Origin of the sequence: Pseudodesulfovibrio sp. (assembly GCF_028692895.1) — a bacterium.
Lineage (GTDB): Bacteria > Desulfobacterota > Desulfovibrionia > Desulfovibrionales > Desulfovibrionaceae > Pseudodesulfovibrio.
Genome location: NZ_JAQUWN010000041.1, coordinates 1 through 21,643 on the forward strand (window position 1 = coordinate 1; position 21,643 = coordinate 21,643).

Below are 21,643 nucleotides of genomic sequence, written 5' to 3' on the forward strand. Positions count from 1 at the left end.
ATGACGCCGGACTGGTCGACCTTCAAGGGCAGGTAGCTGGAGGCCCCGCCGTACATCTTGCGCCCGACGACGCGCTTGGCGTACTGGACCGGGATCTTGCGCTGGGCCGTCTCCACCCACACCACCAGCAGGATGACCACGATGAGCAGCCCGAGCATGACGAGTTCCGTGATCAGCCCCTTCTCCTCCAGGCGCACCAAAGAGATCTCGTTGAAGATCGCGCTGGGGATGCGCTCGACGATGCCCGCGAAGATCAGAAGCGAGATCCCGTTGCCGATGCCCTTCTCGGTCATCTGCTCGCCCAGCCACATGAGGAACACGGTGCCCGCGGTGAGCGTGAGCACGGTCATCAGCTTGAAGCCGATGCCCGGGATCAGCACCATGGGCGCCCCGGTGGGACTGGCCGCGCTCTCCAGGCCCGTCGCGATGGCGAAGCCCTGGATAACGGTGATGACCACGGTCCCATACCGGGTATACTGGGTGATCTTCTTGCGCCCCGCCTCGCCCTCTTCCTTCTGCAAGCGCTTCAGCTCGGGCGACACGACGGTCAGGAGCTGAAGGATGATGGACGAGGAGATGTAGGGCATGATTCCCAGGGCGAAGATGGACATGTTTTTCAGTCCACCGCCCGAGAACATATCGAAGATCCCGAACAGGGTGTTCTGCGCCTGGGCGAAGAACTCCGCCAGGGCGGCGCTGTCGACGCCGGGAATAGGGATATGAATGCCCATCCGGTAGACAGCGAGCAGTGCGAACGTCCAGAGCAGTTTCTTTTTCAGCTCTGGCAGTCGGGCAAGATTCTCAACTCCTGACATCGCCACGATAACAACCCTTCCGATGTACTCTTGTTAGCCTTCAATGGCCTTGGCGGTACCGCCGGCCTTGGCGATCTTCTCGGCAGCGGAAGCACTGAAACGGTGGGCTTCAATGGTCACGGCCTTGCCGACTTCACCGGTGCCGAGCACTTTGACCGGAGCGCCGCTTTTCACGACGCCGCGCTCGTACATGTCGGCCAGGGTGATCTCGTCCTTGCCCTCGAACAGGGCCAGCAGGCGACCCACGTTGACGGCCTCGTATTCGACACGGAAGAGGTTCTTGAAACCGCGCTTCGGCAGACGACGGGCCAGAGGCATCTGGCCGCCTTCAAAGCCGGGACGGACACCGCCGCCCGCACGGGCGTTCTGGCCCTTGTGGCCCCGACCGGCGGTCTTGCCGGAACCGGAACCGGAACCGCGGCCTACGCGCTTGCGATTCTTGTATTCTTCCGGGAATGCATACAATTCATGCAGTCTCATGACTCGCTAACCTCCACCAGGTGACGCACCTTGTAGATCATGCCGCGGATGGCGGGAGTATCGTTGTGCTCCTTGACCTGGTTGATCTTGCGCAGGCCGAGGGATTCCAGAACCTTGATCTGGTTCGGCTGGCACGTGATCTTGCTTTTGATCTGTTTGACTTTCAACACGGTCAGTCTCCTTTACTTTCTCGGCGTGGAAACCGAGACGCCGCGCAGGGAGGTGATGTCCTCGGCGCTGCGCAGGGATTCGAGACCGGCAATGGCGGCCCGCAGCACGTTGTGCGGGTTGTTGGTGCCGATTGCCTTGGTCAGGATGTCATGGACGCCGACAGCCTCCATGATCGCACGGACCGGACCACCGGCAATGATGCCGGTACCACGGGAGGCGGGCTTGAGCAGCACGCGGCCGGCGCCGAAGCGACCCAGGACCTCGTAAGGCAGGGTGCCGTCCAGCAGCGGTACGCGGATCATGCTCTTCTTGGCGCGCTCGGTGGCCTTGCGAATAGCCTCGGGGACCTCGTTGGCCTTGCCGAGACCGTACCCGACCGTACCTTCACCATCGCCGACGACCACCAGGCAGCTGAAGCTGAAACGGCGGCCGCCCTTGACGACCTTGGCGACTCGATTGAGGTAGACGATTTTTTCGATCAGTCCACTTTCATTTTGTTCCATTGTCATATCCCAGCTACCTAGAATTTCAGCCCGGCTTCGCGGGCGCCGTCGGCAAGGGCTTTGATCTTGCCGTGATAGATATAGCCGTTGCGGTCGAAGACCACGGTCTCAATCTGCTTCTCCAGCGCGCGGGCGGCGATGTCCTTGCCGACCTTGGCGGCGGAATCCTTGTTGGCCTTGAGAGCCTCGCCTTCCTTGCCCAGCACCTGAGTGCTGGAGGAGGCCAGGGTCACGCCGTTCACATCGTCCACCAGCTGGGCATAGAGGTGCTGGTTGGAGCGGAAAACGACCAGGCGGGGCCGGGATTCGGTTCCGGAGATCTTCTTTCTGATGCGCGGCTTCCGCAGAAGCCGCTGCTCGTTTTTGCTCTTACTCATGGCGCATTACCCCTACTTGCCGGACTTGCCGGCCTTGCGGCGGATGACTTCTTCGGCGTACTTGATGCCCTTGCCCTTGTAAGGCTCGGGCGGACGCACGCGGCGGATGCGAGCGGCGACTTCACCGACAAGTTCCTTGTCGATGCCTTCGACGGTCAGCTTGCTGCCCTCGGCCTTGGCTTCGATGCCCTCGGGCAGGTCGAACTCGACCGGGTGCGAAAACCCGACGTTCAAGATGACCTTCTTGCCCTGGACGGAAACCTTGTAACCGACGCCGATGACTTCCAGGGCCTTGGAGTAGCCCTTGGACACGCCCTCCACGCAGTTGGCGAGCAGGGTCCGACGAAGACCGTGCTGGCCGCGGGCGGAGCGGGAATCATTGACACGGGTGACAAAGACCTTGCCATCCTCAACCTTGTACTCGACGGTTGCGTGAACCGGCGTCTTCAGAGTCCCCTTGGGGCCCTTGACCTGGATTTCGGAGGCTCCAACCGTCACCTCGACACCACTGGGGATATCGATGGGATTTTTTCCTATGCGAGACATTTTGGAACCTCTCTACCAGATTTCACAAAGCAGCTCGCCGCCGACGTTGGCCTCTTTGGCCTTGGCGCCTTCGAGCAGCCCCTTGGAGGTGGATACGATGCAAATACCGATACCGTTCTGCACGCGGGGGATATCAGAAGCACCAACGTACACGCGGCGACCGGGCTTGCTGACCTTCTTCAGGCCAGTGACCAGCGGTTTGCCGTCGGCGTACTTGAGGGTAATACTGATGTCCCTGTCCTCGACAGCGTAGTCGGTGATATAACCTTCTTCCTTCAGGATACCCGCAATGGAGGCCTTCATCTTGGAGGTAGGCACGACAACCTCATTGTGGTAGGCGCCGTACGCATTCCGGATGCGGGTCAACATGTCGGCTACAGGATCAACAACAGCCATTTCATTTTCTCCTTGGAATTACCAGCTCGCCTTGCGGACGCCGGGCAACTCACCGGCGAGAGCCTTGTTGCGGAAGCAGATACGGCAGATGCCGTAGCGCCTCAGAAAAGCACGAGGACGGCCACAAATCGGACAACGATTGTACGCGCGAACCTTGAACTTCGGTGTGCGGCGAGCCTTAACGCGAATGCTTGTTTTGGCCACTTTCCGTCCTCCTACTTTTTAAAGGGCATGCCGAGGAGGTCAAGCAACATCTTGCCCTCCTTGTCGGTCTTCGCCGTGGTGCACACGGTGATGTTCATGCCCTTGACCAGCTCGATCTTATCGATTTCGAGTTCGGGGAATATGGTGTGCTCCTTGATGCCCATCGTGAAGTTGCCGCGGCCGTCGAAACCACGGTCGGCAACGCCGCGAAAGTCGCGGACGCGGGGCAAGGCGAAGCTCACGAGCTTGTCATAGAAGTCCCACATGATGTCGCCACGCAGGGTGACCCGCGCGCCGATGGGCATGCCTTCGCGCAGCTTGAACTGGGCGATGGACTTCTTGGCCTTGGTGACAACGGCCTTCTGGCCGGCGATGGCGGTCAGTTCCTGGGCGGCGGCGTCGACGAGCTTGCTGTTCTGAGTAGCGGCTCCGAGACCGATGTTCAGGGAGATCTTCACCAATTTGGGGATCTCCATGGAGGAACTGTAGCCGAACTCCTTCTGGAGCTCGGGGACCACCTTTTCGGTGTATACCTTTTCGAGACGTGTCATACTGATAACCTTACTTGAAGATCTCGTTGCACTTCTTGCAGAAGCGAACTTTCTTCCCGTCTTCAGTCTTCTTGTACCCGATCCGCGTGGGCTTCGTGCACGCATCGCACACTACGGCCACATTGGATACATGGATCGGGGCTTCCTTCTCGATAATCCCGCCGGGCTGCTGGGCATAGGGATTGGCTTTGGTGTGGCGCTGGACCATGTTCACCTTCTCAACCAGGACCTTGTCCTGCTTGGGGAGGATCTTGAGCACCTTGCCGATCTTTCCCTTGTCCTTCCCGGCGATGACCATGACTTTGTCGTCTTTACGGATCTTGGTCTTCATCATTTTATCCTCTTACAGGACCTCGGGGGCGAGGGAAACGATCTTCATGAAGCCGGCAGCGCGCAGTTCACGGGCCACGGGTCCGAAGATACGGGTACCCACGGGCTCACCGTTGTTTGCGAGCAGGACGGCGGAGTTGTTGTCGAACTTGATGAACGAGCCGTCGGGACGGCCGAGTTCCTTCTTGGTCCGAACGACCACCGCCTTCATGACCGAGCCCTTCTTCACCTTGGAATGGGGCATGGCCTCCTTGACGGATACGACGATGATGTCGCCGACGCTGGCATAGCGGCGCTTGGAACCTCCAAGCACCTTGATGCACTGCACTTTCTTGGCTCCGGAGTTGTCCGCCACATCGAGATTGGATTCAACCTGAATCATGGTATTTCCTCCTTATCCCTAGACGGCCTTCTCGAGAATCTGCACCAGGTGCCAGCGCTTGCGCTTGGACATGGGCCTCGATTCGACGATCTGCACCTTGTCGCCCACACCGCAGTCATTGGCCGGATCATGGGCCATGAACTTCTTGCGGCGGCGGATGTACTTCTTCAGCAGCGGATGCTTGACCAGCGTTTCGACCCGCACGACGATGGTCTTGTCTCCTTTGTCGGAGATGACCAGGCCGGTGAGCATGCGCCGGTTGCCTTGATATTTGAACTCAGCCATTTCTACGCTCCCTGTCGTTCCTGCTGGATGGTCAGGATACGGGCGATGGTCTTTTTGACGGCGCCGAGCTCGCGGGTGTTCTCAAGCTGCGCGGTGGCATGCTTGAAACGCAGGCTGAAGAGTTCCTTGCGGGACTCGTCCAGCTTCGCGGTCAGCTTCACGTCGTCCAGTTCACGAAGTTCCTTGGCAGTGCTCATCTTACATACCCTCCTTCACGACGATGACCGTCTTGATGGGCAGCTTGTAGGACGCGCGCTTCAGCGCTTCCTTGGCCAGTTCGATGTCCACGCCCTTCACTTCGTACATGATGCGACCCGGTTTCACCGGCGCGACCCAACCGTCGGGAGCGCCTTTACCCTTGCCCATGCGGACTTCCGCGGGCTTGGAGGTGACGGGGAAATCCGGGAAGATACGGATCCAGACCTTACCACCGCGCTTGATGTGCCGCATGATGGCGACACGAGCGGATTCAATCTGCTGGCTGGTGATCTTTCCGTGCTCCAACGCCTTCAGGCCGATATCGCCGAAGGACACGCTGTTACCCCGTTGGGCCTTGCCTCTCAAGCGGCTTTTCTGCCGCTTTCTGAATTTAACTCTTTTTGGAGCAAGCATTACTGTTCTACCTCTTTGTCCAGGATCTCACCCTTGAAGATCCAGACCTTGACGCCGATAACGCCGTAGGTGGTGACCGCCTCGGCAAAACCGTAGTCAATGTCGGCACGGAGCGTGTGCAGCGGCACACGACCGTCACGGTACCATTCGCCGCGAGCGATCTCGGCGCCGGCAAGCCGGCCCGCGCACGCAACTTTGATACCCTCGGCGCCGAATTTCCTGGCAAGGCCCACCGTGCGCTTCATGGCACGGCGGAAGGCAATGCGGCGTTCGAGCTGCTGAGCGATGCTTTCAGCGACAAGCTGAGCCTCGATCTCGGGCCGACGAATCTCGTTGACCTCAATGGTGAACTCGGTTTGAAACTTGCTGCGCAAGTCTTCACGCAGCTTCTCTATCTCTACACCTTTGCGGCCGATGACAATGCCCGGACGCGCGGTGTGGATGATCAAGCGAATCTTGCCGCCAGCCCGCTCGATTTCGAGACGGGAGATGCCGGCCTGGTACAGCTTCTTCTTGACGTACTTGCGGATCTTGTCGTCCTGCAGCACGAAGGCGGGATACTCCTTCTGGCTGTACCAGCGGGACAGCCAGTTCTTATTATACCCCAGACGAAAACCGTAAGGATGTACTTTCTGTCCCATATCTATTGTTCCTTCAAGATGATGGTGATGTGGCTGGTCCTCTTCCGGACGCGATAGGCGCGGCCCATGGCGCGCGGCTGAATGCGCTTCCAGGTCGGGCCTTCGTTGACCACGACCTGATCGACGATCAGGGCGTCAACGTCGACTCCCGGCTGCCTCTCCGCGTTGGAGATGGCGGAATACAGGACCTTGCTGAGAATCTCGGCGGGCTTCTGCTGGGTGAACTTGAGGATGTTCAGCGCATCCTCAACGCCCTTGCCCTTGATATTCTCGGCGACGATACGCGTCTTGCGGGCCGAGACGCGAATGAACTTGGCGACAGCCTTCATTCCTTTTTCCATGACTTACCTCCCCTACTTCTTCTTGTCGGCGGCGTGGCCGAAGTAGGTGCGGGTGGGCGAGAATTCGCCGAGCTTGTGGCCGACCATGTTCTCGGTGACGAACACCGGGATGAACTTGCGGCCGTTGTGCACGGCAAAGGTCAGGCCGACCATCTCGGGAATGATGGTGGAACGACGGGACCAGGTCTTGATGACGCGGCGGTCCTGGTTCGCGGAGGCCAGTTCGACTTTCTTGAGAAGGTGGCCGTCGAGAAACGGTCCCTTTTTGAGCGAGCGAGGCATGTTCTATACTCCTACTTCTGGCCGCGGCGTTTGACGATGAGCTTCGAGGAAGCTTTCTTCCTGTTGCGGGTCTTGTAGCCCTTGGCGGGAGTGCCCCACGGGGAAACCGGGTGGCGACCGCCGGAGCTGCGACCCTCACCACCACCGTGCGGGTGATCGATGGGGTTCATGGCAACACCACGGACCTTCGGACGGAGACCGAGCCAACGATTGCGGCCAGCCTTGCCGATCTTGATATTCTCATGCTGAATGTTACCGACCTGGCCGATGGTGGCGCAGCAGGCCGCGAGGACCTTGCGCACTTCGCCGGAAGGCATGCGCAAAAGCGCGTACTTGCTTTCCTTGGCGATCAGCTGGGCGTAGGTGCCGGCGGAGCGGCAGAACTGGCCGCCCTTGCCGGGATACAGCTCGATGTTGTGCACCACGGTACCGGTGGGGATGTTCGCCAGCAGCAGGGCGTTGCCCGGCTTGATGTCGGCGCCTTCGCCCGAAAGCACGGAGTCGCCCTGGTTCAGGCCCACCGGGGCCAGGATGTAGCGCTTCTCGCCGTCCGCGTAGTGCAGGAGGGCGATGCGGGCGCTGCGGTTCGGATCGTATTCGATTTCGGCAACCTTGGCGGGAACGCCGAGCTTGTTGCGCTTGAAGTCGATCAGACGATACAGCGTCTTGTGACCGCCGCCACGGCGACGGGAGGTGACGCGACCATTGTTGTTCCGGCCGGCCTTTTTGGTAAGGCCCTTGGTCAGCGACTTCTCGGGAGTGGTCCGGGTGATCTCGGCGAAATCCGAGATCGTCTGGAACCGGCGGCCCGGAGAAGTAGGCTTCAACTTACGGGTAGCCATTGCTTACACTCCTTCGAAGATTTCGATCTTATCGCCTTCGGCAAGCTTCACGTAGGCCTTCTTGTACCCGGGGATACGCCCGGTGACCCGCCCGAACTTCTTGCGCGGCATGGCTTTCTTGCTGATGATGTTCACGGACTCGACTTTGACGTCGAAGGCGGCTTCCACGGCCTTCTTCACCTCGATCTTGTTGGTGTCGGGGTGGACGTAAAAAGAGACGTGATTGGCCTTCTCCTTGGCCTCGTTGGCCTTCTCGGAGACAACGGGCTTGAGCAGAACTTTGGAGTAATCCATTACTTCAACCTCTCTTGAACGTCTTGGGCGGCGGCCTCGAACATGACCAGTTCGGGATACAGCAGCACGTCGTAAACATTCAGCTTTTCGGCTTCGATGACCTTGATGTGGGGCATGTTGCGAGCCGAGAGCATCAGCTTCTCGTCCGCATCCTTGGCCACCAGCAGCGCCTTGGTCATCCCGAGCTTGCTCGCCACGTCGGCGAACGCCTTGGTCTTGGCCTCGGCCAGCTCGATGGACTTGACCACCGTCAGCTTCTCCTCGGAGACGCGGGAGGACAGGGCCATCTGCAGGGCCAGCTTGCGGACCTTCTTGTTGACCTTGAAGTCGTAGTCGCGCGGCTGGGGGCCGAAGAGGATCGCGCCGCCGCGCCACACGGGCGAACGGTTGGAGCCGGAGCGGGCGCGGCCGGTGCCTTTCTGGCGCCAGGGCTTGCGGCCGCCGCCAGACTTCATGCCGCGGGTCTTGGTGGCGTGGGTGCCCTGCCGCATGGCGGCGCGCTGGGACCGGACGACCAGGTTGAGAATCTCGGGACGGACTTCAACCTCGAAGACCTCGGGGGCCAGCTCGATGTCGCCCACTTTCGTATTATTCTGATCGACAACTTGAATTTTTGCCATGATAAGTACCTCGCTTAACCGTTCTTGCGGATCATGACGAGGCCGTTGGTGGGACCGGGAATCTGGCCCTTGACCACCAGGACGTTGTCCTCGGGCCTGACATCGACAATTTCCACGTTGGACACGGTCACACGGGCGTTCCCCATCTGTCCGGGCATTCTCTTGCCCTTCCAGACACGGCCGGGATAGGTGGCATTACCGACGGAACCGGGAACGCGATGGATCTTCTCGGCGCCGTGGGACGCACCCGCGCCACGGAAATTGTGGCGCTTCATGACACCCTGGAAGCCCTTGCCCTTGGAGGTCCCGGTCACCTTGACCATGTCCCCGGTGGCAAAGATGTCCACGGTGATTTCCTGACCGAGCTCGTAACCTTCCACGACCTCCAAGGGGAATTCCTTGAGGTGGCGGTACAGCGCCTTGCCCGCTTTGGCCATATGGCCTTTGAGCGGCTTGTTCACCTTGCCCTCGGCGATGGTCTCATAGCCGAGCTGCAGGGCGTTGTAGCCTTCCTTGTCCTGCGTCTTGATCTGCATGACCGGGCAGGGCCCGGCTGCGATGACCGTGACGGGACACACCGTTCCATCATCCTGGAAGATGCGGGTCATGCCCAGCTTTCTTCCGAGAATACCAAGAGTCTTAGCCATAACGACAACTCCTAGAGCTTGATCTCGACGTCCACACCGGCGGGAAGCGAGAGCTTGCCCAGGGCATCAACAGTCTGCTGAGTGGGTTCGAGAATGTCCAGAAGGCGCTTGTGGATGCGCATCTCGAACTGCTCGCGGGACTTCTTGTCCACGTGCACGGACTTCTGGATGGTGGTCCGGTGGATGTCGGTGGGCAGCGGCACGGGGCCGGCAATGGCCGCACCGGTATTCCGGGCGGTGTCAACGATTTCGTTAACCGCCTTGTCGAGAATACGGTAGTCGTATGCTTTCAGTTTGATTCGGATGCGATCACTCGCCATCGAAGCAGCCATAGTGCTTTCTCCTCAAAGGATTTATCTTTACTCGTCGTACATTGACGAACATGCATCACATGAGCGGTCGGGTTGAATACCCCCCCGACCCCCTGCATGTCAAGCAAAGGGAAAATCCCGGATCGACGTTAATCTTTCTTTGCCATCAATTCTTCAGCCAGGTTGTTCGGTACCCTCTCGTAGTGGTCGAACTGCATGGTGAACGTCGCGCGGCCCTGGGTCTTCGAACGAAGGTCCGTGGCATATCCGAACATCTCGGACAGAGGCACGAAGGAGCGCACGACCTGCACGCCCGGGCGGGCTTCCATTTCGCCCACACGGCCGCGGCGTCCGTTGAGGTCGCCCATCACGTCGCCGAGGTAATCCTCGGGGGTGACGACTTCAACCGACATGATCGGTTCAAGCAGGATCGGTTTGGCCTGCCTGCAGGCTTCCTTGACCGCCATGGAACCGGCAATGTAGAAGGCCTGCTCGCTGGAGTCGACTTCGTGGAAGGAGCCGAAGACCAGCTTGACCTTCACATCGACCACAGGGAACCCGGCGATGATGCCGTTCTTCATGGCATCCTGGATGCCCTTGTCAACGGCGGGGATGTATTCCTTCGGAATCACGCCGCCCTTGATCTCGTCCACGAACTCGTAGCCCTTCTCGGGGTTGGGCTCGATTTCGAGGACAACGTGGCCGTACTGGCCACGGCCACCCGACTGCTTGGCATGCTTGACGTCAACCTTGCTCGGCGCGGAGATGGTTTCCCTGTACGCAACGCGGGGGGCGCCCACGTTGGCGTTCACGTTGAACTCCCTGAGGAGGCGGTCAACGATGATTTCCAGGTGCAACTCTCCCATTCCGGCGATCAGGGTCTGGCCGGTCTCTTCATCACCCTTGACGCGGAAGGAGGGGTCCTCCTTCGCGAGCTTGGCAAGGGCCTGAGACAGCTGGTCGCGGTCGGCTTTGGTCTTGGGTTCGATGGCCACCTCGATGACGGGTTCCGGGATGTCCAGGGACTCCAGGGCGACGACCAGCTTGGGGTCGCACAGGGTGTCACCGGTGGCCACGTTCTTGAGGCCGACGGCGGCGACGATGTCACCGGCGTACGCCTCTTTTATTTCCTCACGCTTGTTGGCGTGCATTTTCAGCAGACGGCCGATGCGCTCCTTCTTCCCGGTGGTTGCGTTGACCACGGTGGCGCCGCTCTCGATGCAACCGGAGTAGAGGCGCAGGAAGGTCAGATGGCCGACGAACGGGTCGGTGGCGAGCTTGAAGGCCAGGGCCGCCATGGGCTTGTCGTCGTCGCAGGGGCACTCGATATCTTCGCCGTTGTTCGGATCCACGCCCTTCATGGCCGGGATGTCCAGCGGGGAAGGCAGGTAGTCGACAACCGCGTCGAGCAGAGGCTGGACGCCCTTGTTGCGGAAAGCGGTGCCGCAGAGCACGGGGCAGATGGACAGGCTCACGGTGGCCTTGCGCACGCCCTCGCGCAGTTCCTCGGGGGTCAGCGGCTCTTCGGCCATGTACTTTTCGAGAAGGCTTTCATCCTCCTCGGCGATGGCTTCGATCAGCTCGGCGCGCATCTCTTCGTACTGGTCCTGCATGTTAGCGGGGATCTCGACGGTGGAGAAGCTCGCGCCGTGGTCCTTGTGATCGTAGATGTAGGCCTTGCTCTCGATGAGGTCGACGACGCCTTCGAAGTTGTCCTCGGCGCCGATGGGCAACTGCAGGGGCACGGCCTTGGCGCCGAGACGATTCTTCATCATATGGACGCAACGGAAGAAGTCCGCGCCGATGCGGTCCATCTTGTTGACGAACGCGATTCTGGGGACGTGGTACCGGTCGGCCTGACGCCACACGGTCTCGGACTGGGGCTCGACGCCGGCGACGGAGTCGAACACGGCCACCGCGCCGTCAAGGACGCGCAAGGCGCGCTCGACTTCCATGGTGAAGTCGACGTGGCCGGGCGTGTCGATGATGTTGATGCGGTGCTCCTTCCAAAAGCAGGTGGTGGCGGCGGAAGTGATGGTGATGCCGCGCTCCTGCTCCTGGACCATCCAGTCCATGGTGGCCTCGCCGTCATGGACCTCACCGATCTTGTGGGACACGCCGGTGTAGAACAAGATACGCTCGGTGGTCGTGGTCTTGCCCGCATCGATGTGGGCCATGATCCCGATATTGCGCTGTTTCTCTCTGGGAACCTTTCTGGGCACTGTATACTCTCCGACTCTACCAGCGGTAGTGAGCGAAAGCCTTGTTGGCTTCAGCCATCTTGTGGGTGTCTTCGCGCTTCTTGACGGCGCCACCGCGGTTGTTGAAGGCATCCAGCAGCTCGCCGGAAAGACGGGCGACCATACCCTTTTCGCCGCGGCCGCGCGCGTAGTTGATCATCCAGCGGATGGCGAGCGCGGTCTGACGGTCGGGGCGGACTTCCATGGGCACCTGATAGGTCGCGCCGCCGACACGGCGGGACTTGACCTCCAGGGCGGGACGAACGTTGTCCAGGCACTTTTCGAAGGCCTTCAGCGGCTCTTCGTTGGTCTTCTGGGCCAGGTTCTCCACGGCCTTGTAAAAAATGATTTCAGCGACGCTCTTCTTGCCGTCGATCATGAGACGGTTGATGAAGCGGGTGATGAGTTTGCTGCCGTATACGGGATCCGGCAGGATCTGTCGCTTGGTGACAGGACCTTTACGAGGCATTTTTCTCTCCTTGGATTTCGGCCGGGGGGACATTATTTCGGGCAGCCTCCGCCCTACTTTGTCATCCCACCCCGGGCGTTACGAAAATGCTATAACCTTACTTCGGGCGCTTGGTGCCGTACTTGGAACGGCCGCGGCGACGATCGTCGACACCGGAGGTATCGAGGGAGCCGCGAACGATGTGGTAACGGACACCGGGAAGGTCTTTTACACGACCGCCACGGATCAGAACCACGGAGTGTTCCTGAAGATTATGGCCTTCGCCGCCGATGTAGGCGGTCACTTCCATGCCGTTGGTCAGGCGGACACGGGCGACCTTGCGAAGCGCGGAGTTCGGCTTCTTCGGGGTCGTGGTGTACACCCTGGTGCAGACGCCGCGGCGCTGGGGGCATTCCATCAGGGCCGGGGTCTTCTTCCGCTTGGGCATCGCCTTGCGGCCGCTGCGGATCAACTGGTTAATGGTAGGCATTCATCCTCCAATCGATAGTTAATACATTACCATCGCGAGACAACTCGCGCAAAGAGGACCGCAAATACTCCCAAATCTCCGCTCTTGTCAAGGGATTTGGGCCTATCTTTTCCGGCCCCAAACGCAAATCGGTCTCAAAAAAGCAGGAGAGGGAGCCCCTCTCCTGCTTTATCAACATGTTAACGCTTCTATTACAATTATATTACCGGTCCACTTCCACCAGGAGCGGATGTTCTTCCAATTCCTCAAGGAACTTGTCGGGACGCTCCTGCTGGTCCGGGACCTGGATGCCGGTGTCCGTGTACTTGCGGAAACCGGTGCCGGCGGGCACCAGGCGGCCGACGATGACGTTCTCCTTGAGCCCGTGCAGGGAGTCGGACTTGCCGCGCAGCGCGGCCTCGGTGAGCACCTTGGTGGTCTCCTGGAAGGAGGCCGCCGAGATGAAGGAGTCCGTGGACAGGGAGGCCTGGGTGATGCCCAAGACCAGGGTCTCGGCGATGGCGGGGGTGCCGCCCTCAGCCGCGACCTTGGAGTTCTCCTCCATGAACCGCTGCTTGTCCACCTGCTCGCCGATCAGGAAGGAGGTGGAGCCAGGCTCGAGAATGGACACCTTGCGCAGCATCTGGCGCACGATGATCTCGATGTGCTTGTCGTTGATGTTGACGCCCTGGAACCGGTACACGTCCTGGATTTCCTCGACCAGGTAGCGGGCCAGGTACTTCTCGCCCTTGATCCGCAGGATATCGTGCAGTTCCGGGGAGCCTTCGGTCAGCAGGTCGCCCGCCTCCACAAAGTCCGCCTCCTGGACGGTGATGTGCTTGCCCTTGGGAATGAGGAACTCCTTGGGCTCGCCCACCTCGGGGGTGACGACGACCTTGCGCTTGCCCTTGGTCTCGGCGCCGAAGGTGACGATGCCGTCGATGGAAGAGACAACGGCCAGGTCCTTGGGCTTGCGCACCTCGAAGAGCTCGGCGACGCGCGGCAGACCGCCGACGATGTCCTTGGTCTTGGAGGATTCGCGGGGCTTACGGGCGATGACGTCACCCGCCTGGACCTTGTCGCCGTCCTTGACCATCAGGATGGCGCCCACCGGCATGGCGAAGTGGGCGTCGATGTCGGTGCCCGGCCGCTTCACCGGCGCGCCGTCGTCGCCGAAGAGGGCTACGGACGGGCGGAAGTTGGTGGTGCGGTATTCCATGATGGTGAAGGACGCCTTGGAGGTGCGGTCCTCCTGGACGGTCTTGCCTTCGATGATGTCCTTGAACTGGATGGTGCCGGAGGCGTCGACGATGAAGGGCTCCATGTAGGGGTCCCACTCGGCCAGGGCCGTGCCCTTCTTGACCTCGGCGCCCTCGTCCACCAGCAGGCGCGCGCCGGACGGAAGCACGTACTTCTCGCGCTCACGCCCCTGCTCGTCCACGATGCCCACCTGGCAGCTCTTGCCGAGGACCATCTTGTGGCCGTCGGAGTTGACGACGGTGCGCATGCGCGACATGACCACGCGGCCGTTGTGCTGCGACTCGATGGAGGACGATTCGATCTCCTTGGACGCGGTGCCGCCGATGTGGAAGGTGCGCATGGTGAGCTGGGTGCCCGGCTCGCCGATGGACTGGGCCGCAATGATGCCCACGGTCTCGCCCACGTTGACCAGGTGGCCACGGGCCAGGTCGCGTCCGTAGCAGGCGGCGCAGATGCCGTGCTTGGACTTGCAGGTCAGGCCGGAGCGGATGGTCATGGAGTTGACGCCGGAGGCGTCGATCTTCCGGGCGTAGTTCTCGTCGATGAGGGTGCCCGCGGGAACGATCAGCTCCCCGGAGTCCTCGTCGTAGACGTCGAACATGGAGACGCGGCCCTGGACCCGTTCGGCCAGGCGTTCCTTGATCTCGCCGCCCTTGATGAGGTGGGTGAGCTCAAGGCCGTCCACGGTGCCGCAGTCCAGTTCGGAGATGGTCACGTCCTGGACGACGTCCACCAGGCGGCGGGTCAGGTAACCGGAGTTGGCGGTCTTGAGCGCCGTGTCCGCGAGGCCCTTGCGCGCGCCGTGGGTGGAGATGAAGTACTGGAGGACCGAGAGGCCTTCGCGGAACGAAGCCGTGATGGGCGTCTCGATGATCTCGCCGGACGGCTTGGCCATCAGGCCGCGCATGCCCGCGAGCTGCCGCATCTGGTCCTGGTTGCCTCGGGCGCCGGAGGTGGCCATCATGTAGATGGGGTTGAAGCTGGAGTTGACCTCGGTGGCCCCGGTCTTCGGGTCCACGAGGACGTCCGTGCTCATCTCCTGCATCATCTCGTTGGAGATGTCGTTGGTGACCTTGGTCCAGACGTCGACCACCTTGTTGTACTTTTCAGTACGGGTGATGATGCCGTCCTGGAACTGGACCTCGATCTCCTCCACCTCGTTGTGGGCGACTTCCAGCAGGTGCGCCTTCTTGTCCGGGATCTTGAGGTCCTTGACGCCGATGGTCACGCCCGCGCGGGTGGCGTACTCGTAGCCCAGGTCCTTGATGCGGTCGCACAGGATGACCGAGGCCTTGGTGCCCGCCAGACGGTAGGTTCCGGCGACCAGGGCGGCGATGTTCTTCTTGTTGAGCACCAGGTTGACCATCTCGAAGGGCACCTTTTCCGGCAGCAGTTCGCTGACGATGATGCGCCCGGTGGTGGTCTCCACCAGCTCGCCGTTCATGCGCACCTTGATCCGGGCGTGCAGGCCGACCACGCCGTGGTCGTAGGCCGCGATAACCTCCTCCGGACCGGAGAAGATCATGCCCTCGCCCAGCTCGAAGGAGCGCGGCGTGGTCAGGTAGTACAGGCCGAGGACGATGTCCTGGGACGGGTTGATGATGGGCGAACCGTTGGACGGGCTCAGGATGTTGTTGGTGGACATCATGAGCACGCGGCACTCGATCTGCGCCTCGACGGACAGCGGCACATGAACGGCCATCTGGTCGCCGTCGAAGTCCGCGTTGTAGGCGGAGCAGACGAGCGGGTGCAGTTGGAGCGCCTTGCCCTCGACGAGCAGCGGCTCGAAGGCCTGAATGCCCAGGCGGTGCAGGGTCGGGGCGCGGTTGAGCATGATCGGGTACTCGCGGACCACGTCCTCGAGGATGTCCCAGACCACCAGGTCTTCACGCTCGACCATCTTCTTGGCCGACTTGATGGTGGTGGCGATCTCACGCTTCTCCAGCTCGGCGTAGATGAACGGCTTGAAGAGTTCGAGCGCCATCTTCTTGGGCAGGCCGCACTGGTGCAGCTTGAGCTTCGGGCCCACGGTGATGACCGAACGGCCGGAGTAGTCGACGCGCTTGCCGAGCAGGTTCTGGCGGAACCGGCCCTGCTTGCCCTTGATCATGTCGGAGAGCGACTTGAGCGGGCGGCCGTTGGTGCCGGTGATGGCCCGGCCGCGGCGGCCGTTGTCGAACAGGGCGTCGACGGCCTCCTGCAGCATGCGCTTCTCGTTGCGGATGATGATCTCGGGCGCGCCGAGCTCCAGCAGCCGCTTGAGGCGGTTGTTGCGGTTGATGACCCGGCGGTACAGGTCGTTGAGGTCCGAGGTGGCGAAACGGCCGCCGTCCAGGGGGACCAGCGGGCGCAGCTCGGGCGGGATGATGGGAATCACTTCCATGATCATCCACTCGGGCTTGTTGCCGGACTCCAGGAAGGCCTCGACGATCTTGAGCCGCTTGGTGATTTTCTTCTTCTTGGTCTGGGACCGGGTGGACTCGGCCTCCTCGCGCAGTTCCACGCGCAGGGTCGGCAGGTCCAGGGCCTCCAGCATGGTGCGCACGGTTTCGGCGCCCATGCCGACCTTCAGCGCATCCTCGCCGAAGTGGTCGATGACCTGGAAGTACTGGTCCTCGCTGACCACCTGGTGCTTCTTGAGCGGGGTCTCGCCCGGATCAAGCACGATGAAGGAGTCGAAGTACAGCACCTTCTCCAGGTCGGCCATGGTGATGTCGAGCAACGTGCCGATCTTGGAGGGCAGGGTCTTCAGAAACCAGATATGGGCTACGGGAGCGGCCAGCTCGATGTGGCCCATGCGCTCGCGGCGGACCTTCGAGGCGATGACCTCGACGCCGCACTTCTCGCAGACGATGCCGCGATGCTTCATGCGCTTGTACTTGCCGCAGTTGCACTCGTAGTCCTTCACCGGCCCGAAGATCTTGGCGCAGAACAGGCCGTCCCGCTCGGGCTTGAAGGTGCGGTAGTTGATGGTTTCCGGTTTTTTCACTTCGCCGTAGGACCATTCGCGAATGGTCTCGGGCGACGCGATGGATATCTGGATGGCCTTCAGGTTTCGGCCCTGGGCCGCCTGGTTCGGCGCTCCACGGAGTGTGAACAGATCGTCCAACGTCATGGATATCCCCTATCGTCTAAAGTTATCTGATGCCCGGCCGAGCCCATCGGGCCCGGCCGGGCCAATCATCGAATTGCAGCGCGTCTAGTCGACCAACGGCCTGGGTCCGCCCGGGAACGCGGGGGCGGGCCCCTGCGTCGCGGAACGCTTGCGGTCCTCGTAGTGCAGGGTCACATCCAGACCCAGCGACATGAGTTCCTTGACCAGGACGTTGAAGGACTCCGGCAGGCCGGCTTCCAGGAAGTTGTCGCCCTTGACGATCTTCTCGTACATCTTCACGCGGCCCTGCACGTCGTCGGATTTGACGGTGAGGAACTCCTGCAGAAGATAGGCGGCGCCGTAGGCCTCCAGGGCCCAGACTTCCATTTCGCCGAGGCGCTGGCCGCCGAACTGGGCCTTGCCGCCCAGCGGCTGCTGGGTGACCAGGGAGTAGGGGCCGGTGGACCGGGCGTGAATCTTTTCGTCAACCAGGTGGTGCAGCTTGAGGTAGTACATGATGCCCACGGTGACGCGGCTGTGGAAGGGCTCACCGGTGCGGCCGTCATAGAGGACGAACTTGCCGTCGTCGCTGCATCCGGCATCGACGAGCCAGTTCCAGATCTCCTCCTCCTGCGCGCCGTCGAACACCGGCGTCTTGGCGACGATGCCGCTGCGGGAGGCCTTGACGGATTCAATGAACTCCTCGTCGGACATGGAGTCGATGGTTTCGGCCATCTCCCTGGTCCCGAGCACCTGCTTGGCTCTCTCGCGCAGGTTGCCGAGACCGGCCTCCAGCTCCGCGTAGAGCTGCTCGCCGAGCTTGCGCCCGGCCATGCCCAGGTGGGTCTCCATGATCTGCCCGATGTTCATACGGGAGGGAACGCCCAGCGGGTTCAGGACGATGTCCATGCTGGTGCCGTCCGCGAAGAACGGCATGTCCTCTTCGGGCAGGATGCAGGAGACGACGCCCTTGTTGCCGTGACGGCCGGCCATCTTGTCGCCCACGGAGAGCTTCCGCTTCACGGCGACGTAGACCTTGACCATCTTGATGACGCCGGGAGGCAGATCGTCGCCCTCGGTCACCTTTTCGCGCTTCACGTCGTATATGTTCTTGATGAACTGAATCTGCTGCTCGTAGTCGGCCACGATCATCTTGACCTGATCGCCAGCCTCCTTGTCGAACACGCCGAGAAGCTTCTTGACGGGCACGCCGTCCAGGGCCTCGCGGTCCACGACCTCGCCGGTCTTGCCGAGCACGGTCTTCTTGGAGCCGACGATGTCCTTCTTGATCTTCTCGCCCTTGACCACATCCCAGATGCGGTCGCGGGTGGTGTCGGTCAGGGCGGCGACATGGGTCATCTCCTTGGCGTCGAAGGCGGCCAGTTCGGCTTCTTCGATGGCCTTGGTCCGATCGTCCTTTTCGGCCGAACGGCGGTTGAAGACCTTGACGTCGACGATGGTTCCGGCGATTCCCGGCGGCACCTTGAGGGACGTGTTTTTCACGTCGCGGGCCTTGTCGCCGAAGATGGCGCGCAGCAGCTTCTCCTCGGGGGTCAGCTGGGTCTCGCCCTTGGGCGTGATCTTGCCGACCATGATGTCGTCCGGCTTGACGCGCGCACCGATGCGGATGATGCCGCATTCATCGAGGTTGCGCAGCATCTCGTCGGAGACGTTGGAGATGTCGCGGGTTACTTCCTCGGGTCCCAGCTTGGTGTCGCGGGCGACGAGCTCGAACTCCTCGATGTGGATCGAGGTGTACACGTCCTCCTTGACCATCCGCTCGGAGATGAGGATGGAGTCTTCGTAGTTGTAGCCGCACCAGGGCATGAAGGCCACGAGCAGGTTCTTGCCGAGGGCGAGTTCGCCGTCGTCGATGCCCGGGCCGTCGGCCAGCACGTCGCCCTTCTTGACCTTCTGCCCGACCTGCACCTTGGGGCGCTGGCCGAAGCAGGAGTTCTGGTTGGACTTGTGCCATTTCTGGAGCTGGTAATGCTTGGCGCCGCCCGAGTTCGGGTAGATGCCGTTCTCGTAGTTGACGATGAGGCGCTCGGCATCCACGTAGTGGACGTATCCGTCCTCCTCGGCCAGCACGCAGGCCCCGGAGTCGCGAGCGACCGGGCCTTCCATGCCGGTGCCGACCAGCGGCTGCTCCGCCTGGAGCAGGGGCACGGCCTGGCGCATCATGTTCGAGCCCATCAGGGCGCGGTTGGCGTCGTCGTGTTCCAGGAACGGAATCAACGCGGCCGAGATGGAGACCGTCTGGCTCGGGCTGATGTCCATGCAGGTCACTTCCTCGGCCAGGACGAGCTGAACCTCGCCGCTGATGCGGCCGTTGACGCGCTGGTTGACGAACACGCCGTTGTCGTCCAGCGGGGCGTTGGCCTGGGCCACCACCTCGCCCGCCTCGCGGGAGGCGTCGTAGTAGGTGACGTCCGGGGTGATCTGCTTGTCCACCACCTTGCGGTACGGGGTCTCGATGAACCCGTAGTCGTTGACCTTGGCGTAGGTGGTCAGCGAGACGATCAGGCCGATGTTCGGTCCTTCCGGGGTCTCAATGGGGCAGATGCGGCCGTAGTGCGAGGTGTGCACGTCGCGCACCTCGAAGCCCGCGCGCTCGCGGGTCAGGCCGCCGGGGCCCAGGGCCGACAGGCGGCGCTTGTGGGTGACCTCGGAGAGCGGGTTGGTCTGGTCCATGAACTGGCTGAGCTGGGAGGTTCCGAAGAACTCCTTCAGCACGGCGGCAACCGGCTTGGGGTTGATCAGGTCATGGGGCATCAGGGTGGCCACTTCCTGGAGCGACATGCGCTCCTTGATGGCGCGCTCCATGCGGACCAGGCCGATGCGGTACTGGTTCTCCACCAGCTCGCCCACCGGGCGGACGCGACGGTTGCCAAGGTGGTCGATGTCGTCGGCCGGGCCGTGGGTGTCCTTGAGGCGGATCAGCTCCTTCACCGCGAGGAGGATGTCCTCGTTGGTCAGGGTGCGGATGGAAAGGTCCGTCTCCTGGCCCAGGCGGGAATTGAGCTTGTACCGGCCCACGCTCGACAGGTCGTAGTAGTCGGCCGAACGGAAGAGGTTCTCGAAGAAGTTGGCAGCGATCTCCGGGGTGGGCGGCGAACTGGGCCGCAGGCGGCGGTAGATCTCGATCTGGGCGGACTCAACGTCCGAGGTCTTGTCGAGCAGCAGGGTGTCGCGCAGGGAGGAGGAAACGTCCATGCCGCGGGTGTGCAGCACGTTCAGTTCCTTGACGCCCGCGTCGCGGATGCGGCCGATCAGTTCGGCGGTCAGCTCGTCGGCGGCCTCGGCGATGACCTCGCCGTTGCCGTCCACCAGGTCGCGGGCCAGGTACTGGCCGACCAGGGTGTCGGGATCGACATCCATGGTCTTGACCTCGCCGCGGACCATCTTCTTCCACGCCGCCTTGGTGATGGGAGCGCCCTTCTCCACCAGGACCTTGTCGCCGACCTTGATCTCGGCGTACGCGGGTTCCTTGCGGTACTGGTTCTCCACCACGTGGCGCTGCACCTTGGTCTTGAGCAGGTTGTACGTCTCGATCTCGTAGTAGTACTCGAGGATGTCGGCGCGCGACAGGCCCATGGCCTTGAGCAGAATGGTGGCGGGCATCTTGCGGCGCCGGTCGATGCGCACGTACAGGATGTCCTTGTGGTCGAAGTCGAAATCCAGCCAGGAGCCTCGCATGGGGATGATGCGGCAGGAATAGAGCACCTTGCGGCTGGAATGGGACTTGCCGGAATCATGCTCGAAGATGATGCCGGGGGAGCGCTGCAACTGGTTGACGATGACGCGCTCGGTGCCGTTGATGACGAAAGTGCCCTTCTCGGTCATCAGCGGGATGGTCCCGAAGTATATGTCCTGTTCCTTGATGTCACGAATGGTGCGGTTGTCCGTTTCTTCATCCACGTCGAAAACTACGAGACGGACAGTGATACGAATGGGCGTCTCGAAGGTCAGGCCCTTCGAGATGCACTCATCGACGTCGTACTTGGGTTCACCAATTTCGTAACTGACAAAATCAAGGCTAGCGGTCTTGTTGAAATCTTCAATGGGAAACACTGACCGAAACACGCCTTCGAGCCCGACATCCCCTCTGCTGGCAGGAGGGACGTTCTCCTGGAGGAAACGCTTGTAGGAACCGGTCTGGAGTTCCAGCAGGTGCGGGATGGGGAGCGTGTTGACGATGCTACCGAATGTTTTTCTGAGTCGACCCATTGTACCCTCATGCATGAGCGGTTGATGGTTGGGGCCCGGGGGAATTGGGGGTCCCCCGCCCTCTCTCGGCCTCGACGCCTGTCGTGGATACAGGCGTCAAAAAAACGAGGGCTAAGCCATGGCCGGACTACCCGGACGCATGTTGTTGCGAGGAGCGGACGGCGAGCCGTCTGATTGCTTAAACCCAGATTTTGAAGCGATTTATCCAGTATATATACATACAGAGCAAAGAGCGCAACGCCCTTGTAACAGGGCGAGCGCTCTTTGCCTTG

At 61.4% G+C, this 21,643-nt stretch carries 27 protein-coding genes; all 27 read right to left on the minus strand.

Annotation, left to right across the window (positions count from 1 at the left end; genetic code table 11):
- On the minus strand, positions 1–821 hold an 821-nt coding region (secY, locus tag PHP91_RS10960; protein ID WP_300140464.1), incomplete at its 3' end, for a preprotein translocase subunit SecY.
- Positions 822–848: 27 nt separating this feature from the next.
- Positions 849–1,295, minus strand: coding sequence for a 50S ribosomal protein L15 (gene rplO, locus PHP91_RS10965; RefSeq protein ID WP_300140466.1), 447 nt, complete (start codon positions 1,293–1,295; stop codon positions 849–851).
- Positions 1,292–1,465 (minus strand): 50S ribosomal protein L30, encoded by a 174-nt coding sequence (gene rpmD, locus PHP91_RS10970; RefSeq protein WP_300140468.1) that lies wholly within the window; start codon positions 1,463–1,465, stop codon positions 1,292–1,294. Before rpmD ends, rplO begins: the two co-directional genes overlap by 4 nt.
- A gap of 12 nt (positions 1,466–1,477) precedes the next feature.
- Positions 1,478–1,969 carry a 30S ribosomal protein S5 gene (gene rpsE, locus PHP91_RS10975; RefSeq protein WP_300140470.1) on the minus strand — a complete coding sequence of 164 codons (492 nt, stop codon included), beginning with the start codon at positions 1,967–1,969 and terminating at the stop codon, positions 1,478–1,480.
- A 17-nt stretch (positions 1,970–1,986) separates the two neighbouring features.
- Positions 1,987–2,346 (minus strand): 50S ribosomal protein L18, encoded by a 360-nt coding sequence (gene rplR, locus PHP91_RS10980; protein ID WP_300140472.1) that lies wholly within the window; start codon positions 2,344–2,346, stop codon positions 1,987–1,989.
- A gap of 12 nt (positions 2,347–2,358) precedes the next feature.
- On the minus strand, positions 2,359–2,892 hold the full coding sequence (rplF, locus tag PHP91_RS10985) for a 50S ribosomal protein L6 (protein ID WP_300140474.1): 534 nt from the start codon (positions 2,890–2,892) through the stop codon (positions 2,359–2,361).
- A 12-nt stretch (positions 2,893–2,904) separates the two neighbouring features.
- Positions 2,905–3,288 carry a 30S ribosomal protein S8 gene (gene rpsH, locus PHP91_RS10990; RefSeq protein WP_300140476.1) on the minus strand — a complete coding sequence of 128 codons (384 nt, stop codon included), beginning with the start codon at positions 3,286–3,288 and terminating at the stop codon, positions 2,905–2,907.
- Positions 3,289–3,306: 18 nt separating this feature from the next.
- Complete coding sequence (locus PHP91_RS10995; RefSeq protein WP_015416585.1) at positions 3,307–3,492, minus strand: type Z 30S ribosomal protein S14; 186 nt, start codon at positions 3,490–3,492, stop codon at positions 3,307–3,309.
- Between the two features lie 11 nt (positions 3,493–3,503).
- A complete protein-coding gene (gene rplE / locus PHP91_RS11000; RefSeq protein ID WP_300140481.1) occupies positions 3,504–4,043 on the minus strand; it encodes a 50S ribosomal protein L5 in 540 nt (179 codons plus the stop codon).
- 10 nt (positions 4,044–4,053) lie between these two features.
- The gene (gene rplX / locus PHP91_RS11005) at positions 4,054–4,377 is read right to left on the minus strand and encodes a 50S ribosomal protein L24 (protein WP_300140483.1); all 324 of its coding nucleotides are present in this window, start codon (positions 4,375–4,377) and stop codon (positions 4,054–4,056) included.
- A gap of 9 nt (positions 4,378–4,386) precedes the next feature.
- The gene (gene rplN, locus PHP91_RS11010; protein WP_300140485.1) at positions 4,387–4,755 is read right to left on the minus strand and encodes a 50S ribosomal protein L14; all 369 of its coding nucleotides are present in this window, start codon (positions 4,753–4,755) and stop codon (positions 4,387–4,389) included.
- A gap of 18 nt (positions 4,756–4,773) precedes the next feature.
- Positions 4,774–5,040 (minus strand): 30S ribosomal protein S17, encoded by a 267-nt coding sequence (gene rpsQ / locus PHP91_RS11015; protein ID WP_300140487.1) that lies wholly within the window; start codon positions 5,038–5,040, stop codon positions 4,774–4,776.
- Between the two features lie 2 nt (positions 5,041–5,042).
- Complete coding sequence (gene rpmC, locus PHP91_RS11020; RefSeq protein WP_300140489.1) at positions 5,043–5,237, minus strand: 50S ribosomal protein L29; 195 nt, start codon at positions 5,235–5,237, stop codon at positions 5,043–5,045.
- 1 nt (position 5,238) lies between these two features.
- Positions 5,239–5,652: a 50S ribosomal protein L16 gene (gene rplP, locus PHP91_RS11025; protein WP_300140491.1), complete on the minus strand. Its 414-nt coding sequence runs from the start codon at positions 5,650–5,652 to the stop codon at positions 5,239–5,241.
- Entirely contained in the window at positions 5,652–6,293 is a 642-nt protein-coding gene (gene rpsC / locus PHP91_RS11030; protein ID WP_300140493.1) for a 30S ribosomal protein S3, read from the minus strand. The genes rplP and rpsC overlap by 1 nt, the downstream gene beginning before the upstream one ends.
- Before the next feature lie 2 nt (positions 6,294–6,295).
- Positions 6,296–6,634, minus strand: a complete 339-nt coding sequence (gene rplV, locus PHP91_RS11035) for a 50S ribosomal protein L22 (protein WP_300140495.1) — start codon at positions 6,632–6,634, stop codon at positions 6,296–6,298.
- Between the two features lie 12 nt (positions 6,635–6,646).
- The gene (rpsS, locus tag PHP91_RS11040) at positions 6,647–6,916 is read right to left on the minus strand and encodes a 30S ribosomal protein S19 (protein ID WP_300140497.1); all 270 of its coding nucleotides are present in this window, start codon (positions 6,914–6,916) and stop codon (positions 6,647–6,649) included.
- Positions 6,917–6,927: 11 nt separating this feature from the next.
- Positions 6,928–7,758, minus strand: a complete 831-nt coding sequence (rplB, locus tag PHP91_RS11045; protein ID WP_300140499.1) for a 50S ribosomal protein L2 — start codon at positions 7,756–7,758, stop codon at positions 6,928–6,930.
- 3 nt (positions 7,759–7,761) lie between these two features.
- The gene (rplW, locus tag PHP91_RS11050) at positions 7,762–8,052 is read right to left on the minus strand and encodes a 50S ribosomal protein L23 (RefSeq protein ID WP_300140501.1); all 291 of its coding nucleotides are present in this window, start codon (positions 8,050–8,052) and stop codon (positions 7,762–7,764) included.
- Positions 8,052–8,672, minus strand: coding sequence for a 50S ribosomal protein L4 (rplD, locus tag PHP91_RS11055; protein ID WP_300140503.1), 621 nt, complete (start codon positions 8,670–8,672; stop codon positions 8,052–8,054). The genes rplW and rplD overlap by 1 nt, the downstream gene beginning before the upstream one ends.
- A gap of 14 nt (positions 8,673–8,686) precedes the next feature.
- On the minus strand, positions 8,687–9,319 hold the full coding sequence (gene rplC, locus PHP91_RS11060) for a 50S ribosomal protein L3 (protein WP_300140505.1): 633 nt from the start codon (positions 9,317–9,319) through the stop codon (positions 8,687–8,689).
- An 11-nt stretch (positions 9,320–9,330) separates the two neighbouring features.
- On the minus strand, positions 9,331–9,651 hold the full coding sequence (gene rpsJ, locus PHP91_RS11065; protein ID WP_300140507.1) for a 30S ribosomal protein S10: 321 nt from the start codon (positions 9,649–9,651) through the stop codon (positions 9,331–9,333).
- A 128-nt stretch (positions 9,652–9,779) separates the two neighbouring features.
- Complete coding sequence (fusA, locus tag PHP91_RS11070) at positions 9,780–11,852, minus strand: elongation factor G (protein WP_300140509.1); 2,073 nt, start codon at positions 11,850–11,852, stop codon at positions 9,780–9,782.
- Positions 11,853–11,868: 16 nt separating this feature from the next.
- A complete protein-coding gene (gene rpsG / locus PHP91_RS11075; RefSeq protein WP_300140511.1) occupies positions 11,869–12,339 on the minus strand; it encodes a 30S ribosomal protein S7 in 471 nt (156 codons plus the stop codon).
- Positions 12,340–12,436: 97 nt separating this feature from the next.
- Entirely contained in the window at positions 12,437–12,808 is a 372-nt protein-coding gene (rpsL, locus tag PHP91_RS11080; protein ID WP_300140513.1) for a 30S ribosomal protein S12, read from the minus strand.
- Positions 12,809–13,010: 202 nt separating this feature from the next.
- Positions 13,011–17,162, minus strand: a complete 4,152-nt coding sequence (gene rpoC, locus PHP91_RS11085) for a DNA-directed RNA polymerase subunit beta' (RefSeq protein ID WP_300140515.1) — start codon at positions 17,160–17,162, stop codon at positions 13,011–13,013.
- 84 nt (positions 17,163–17,246) lie between these two features.
- Complete coding sequence (gene rpoB, locus PHP91_RS11090; protein ID WP_300140516.1) at positions 17,247–21,371, minus strand: DNA-directed RNA polymerase subunit beta; 4,125 nt, start codon at positions 21,369–21,371, stop codon at positions 17,247–17,249.
- Positions 21,372–21,643: the final 272 nt, after the last annotated feature.

Bases quoted from the DNA above. Each gene is read 5' to 3' on its own strand.
- rplO (WP_300140466.1), bottom strand. From the start codon at position 1,295: ATGAGACTGCATGAATTGTATGCATTCCCGGAAGAATACAAGAATCGC.
- rpsE (WP_300140470.1), bottom strand. From the start codon at position 1,969: ATGGAACAAAATGAAAGTGGACTGATCGAAAAAATCGTCTACCTCAAT.
- rplR (WP_300140472.1), bottom strand. From the start codon at position 2,346: ATGAGTAAGAGCAAAAACGAGCAGCGGCTTCTGCGGAAGCCGCGCATC.
- rplF (WP_300140474.1), bottom strand. From the start codon at position 2,892: ATGTCTCGCATAGGAAAAAATCCCATCGATATCCCCAGTGGTGTCGAG.
- rpsH (WP_300140476.1), bottom strand. From the start codon at position 3,288: ATGGCTGTTGTTGATCCTGTAGCCGACATGTTGACCCGCATCCGGAAT.
- rplE (WP_300140481.1), bottom strand. From the start codon at position 4,043: ATGACACGTCTCGAAAAGGTATACACCGAAAAGGTGGTCCCCGAGCTC.
- rplX (WP_300140483.1), bottom strand. From the start codon at position 4,377: ATGATGAAGACCAAGATCCGTAAAGACGACAAAGTCATGGTCATCGCC.
- rplN (WP_300140485.1), bottom strand. From the start codon at position 4,755: ATGATTCAGGTTGAATCCAATCTCGATGTGGCGGACAACTCCGGAGCC.
- rpsQ (WP_300140487.1), bottom strand. From the start codon at position 5,040: ATGGCTGAGTTCAAATATCAAGGCAACCGGCGCATGCTCACCGGCCTG.
- rpmC (WP_300140489.1), bottom strand. From the start codon at position 5,237: ATGAGCACTGCCAAGGAACTTCGTGAACTGGACGACGTGAAGCTGACC.
- rplP (WP_300140491.1), bottom strand. From the start codon at position 5,652: ATGCTTGCTCCAAAAAGAGTTAAATTCAGAAAGCGGCAGAAAAGCCGC.
- rpsC (WP_300140493.1), bottom strand. From the start codon at position 6,293: ATGGGACAGAAAGTACATCCTTACGGTTTTCGTCTGGGGTATAATAAG.
- rplV (WP_300140495.1), bottom strand. From the start codon at position 6,634: ATGGAAAAAGGAATGAAGGCTGTCGCCAAGTTCATTCGCGTCTCGGCC.
- rpsS (WP_300140497.1), bottom strand. From the start codon at position 6,916: ATGCCTCGCTCGCTCAAAAAGGGACCGTTTCTCGACGGCCACCTTCTC.
- rplB (WP_300140499.1), bottom strand. From the start codon at position 7,758: ATGGCTACCCGTAAGTTGAAGCCTACTTCTCCGGGCCGCCGGTTCCAG.
- rplW (WP_300140501.1), bottom strand. From the start codon at position 8,052: ATGGATTACTCCAAAGTTCTGCTCAAGCCCGTTGTCTCCGAGAAGGCC.
- rplD (WP_300140503.1), bottom strand. From the start codon at position 8,672: ATGGCAAAAATTCAAGTTGTCGATCAGAATAATACGAAAGTGGGCGAC.
- rplC (WP_300140505.1), bottom strand. From the start codon at position 9,319: ATGGCTAAGACTCTTGGTATTCTCGGAAGAAAGCTGGGCATGACCCGC.
- rpsJ (WP_300140507.1), bottom strand. From the start codon at position 9,651: ATGGCTGCTTCGATGGCGAGTGATCGCATCCGAATCAAACTGAAAGCA.
- rpsG (WP_300140511.1), bottom strand. From the start codon at position 12,339: ATGCCTCGTAAAGGTCCTGTCACCAAGCGACAGATCCTGCCGGATCCC.
- rpsL (WP_300140513.1), bottom strand. From the start codon at position 12,808: ATGCCTACCATTAACCAGTTGATCCGCAGCGGCCGCAAGGCGATGCCC.
- rpoC (WP_300140515.1), bottom strand. From the start codon at position 17,162: ATGACGTTGGACGATCTGTTCACACTCCGTGGAGCGCCGAACCAGGCG.
- rpoB (WP_300140516.1), bottom strand. From the start codon at position 21,371: ATGGGTCGACTCAGAAAAACATTCGGTAGCATCGTCAACACGCTCCCC.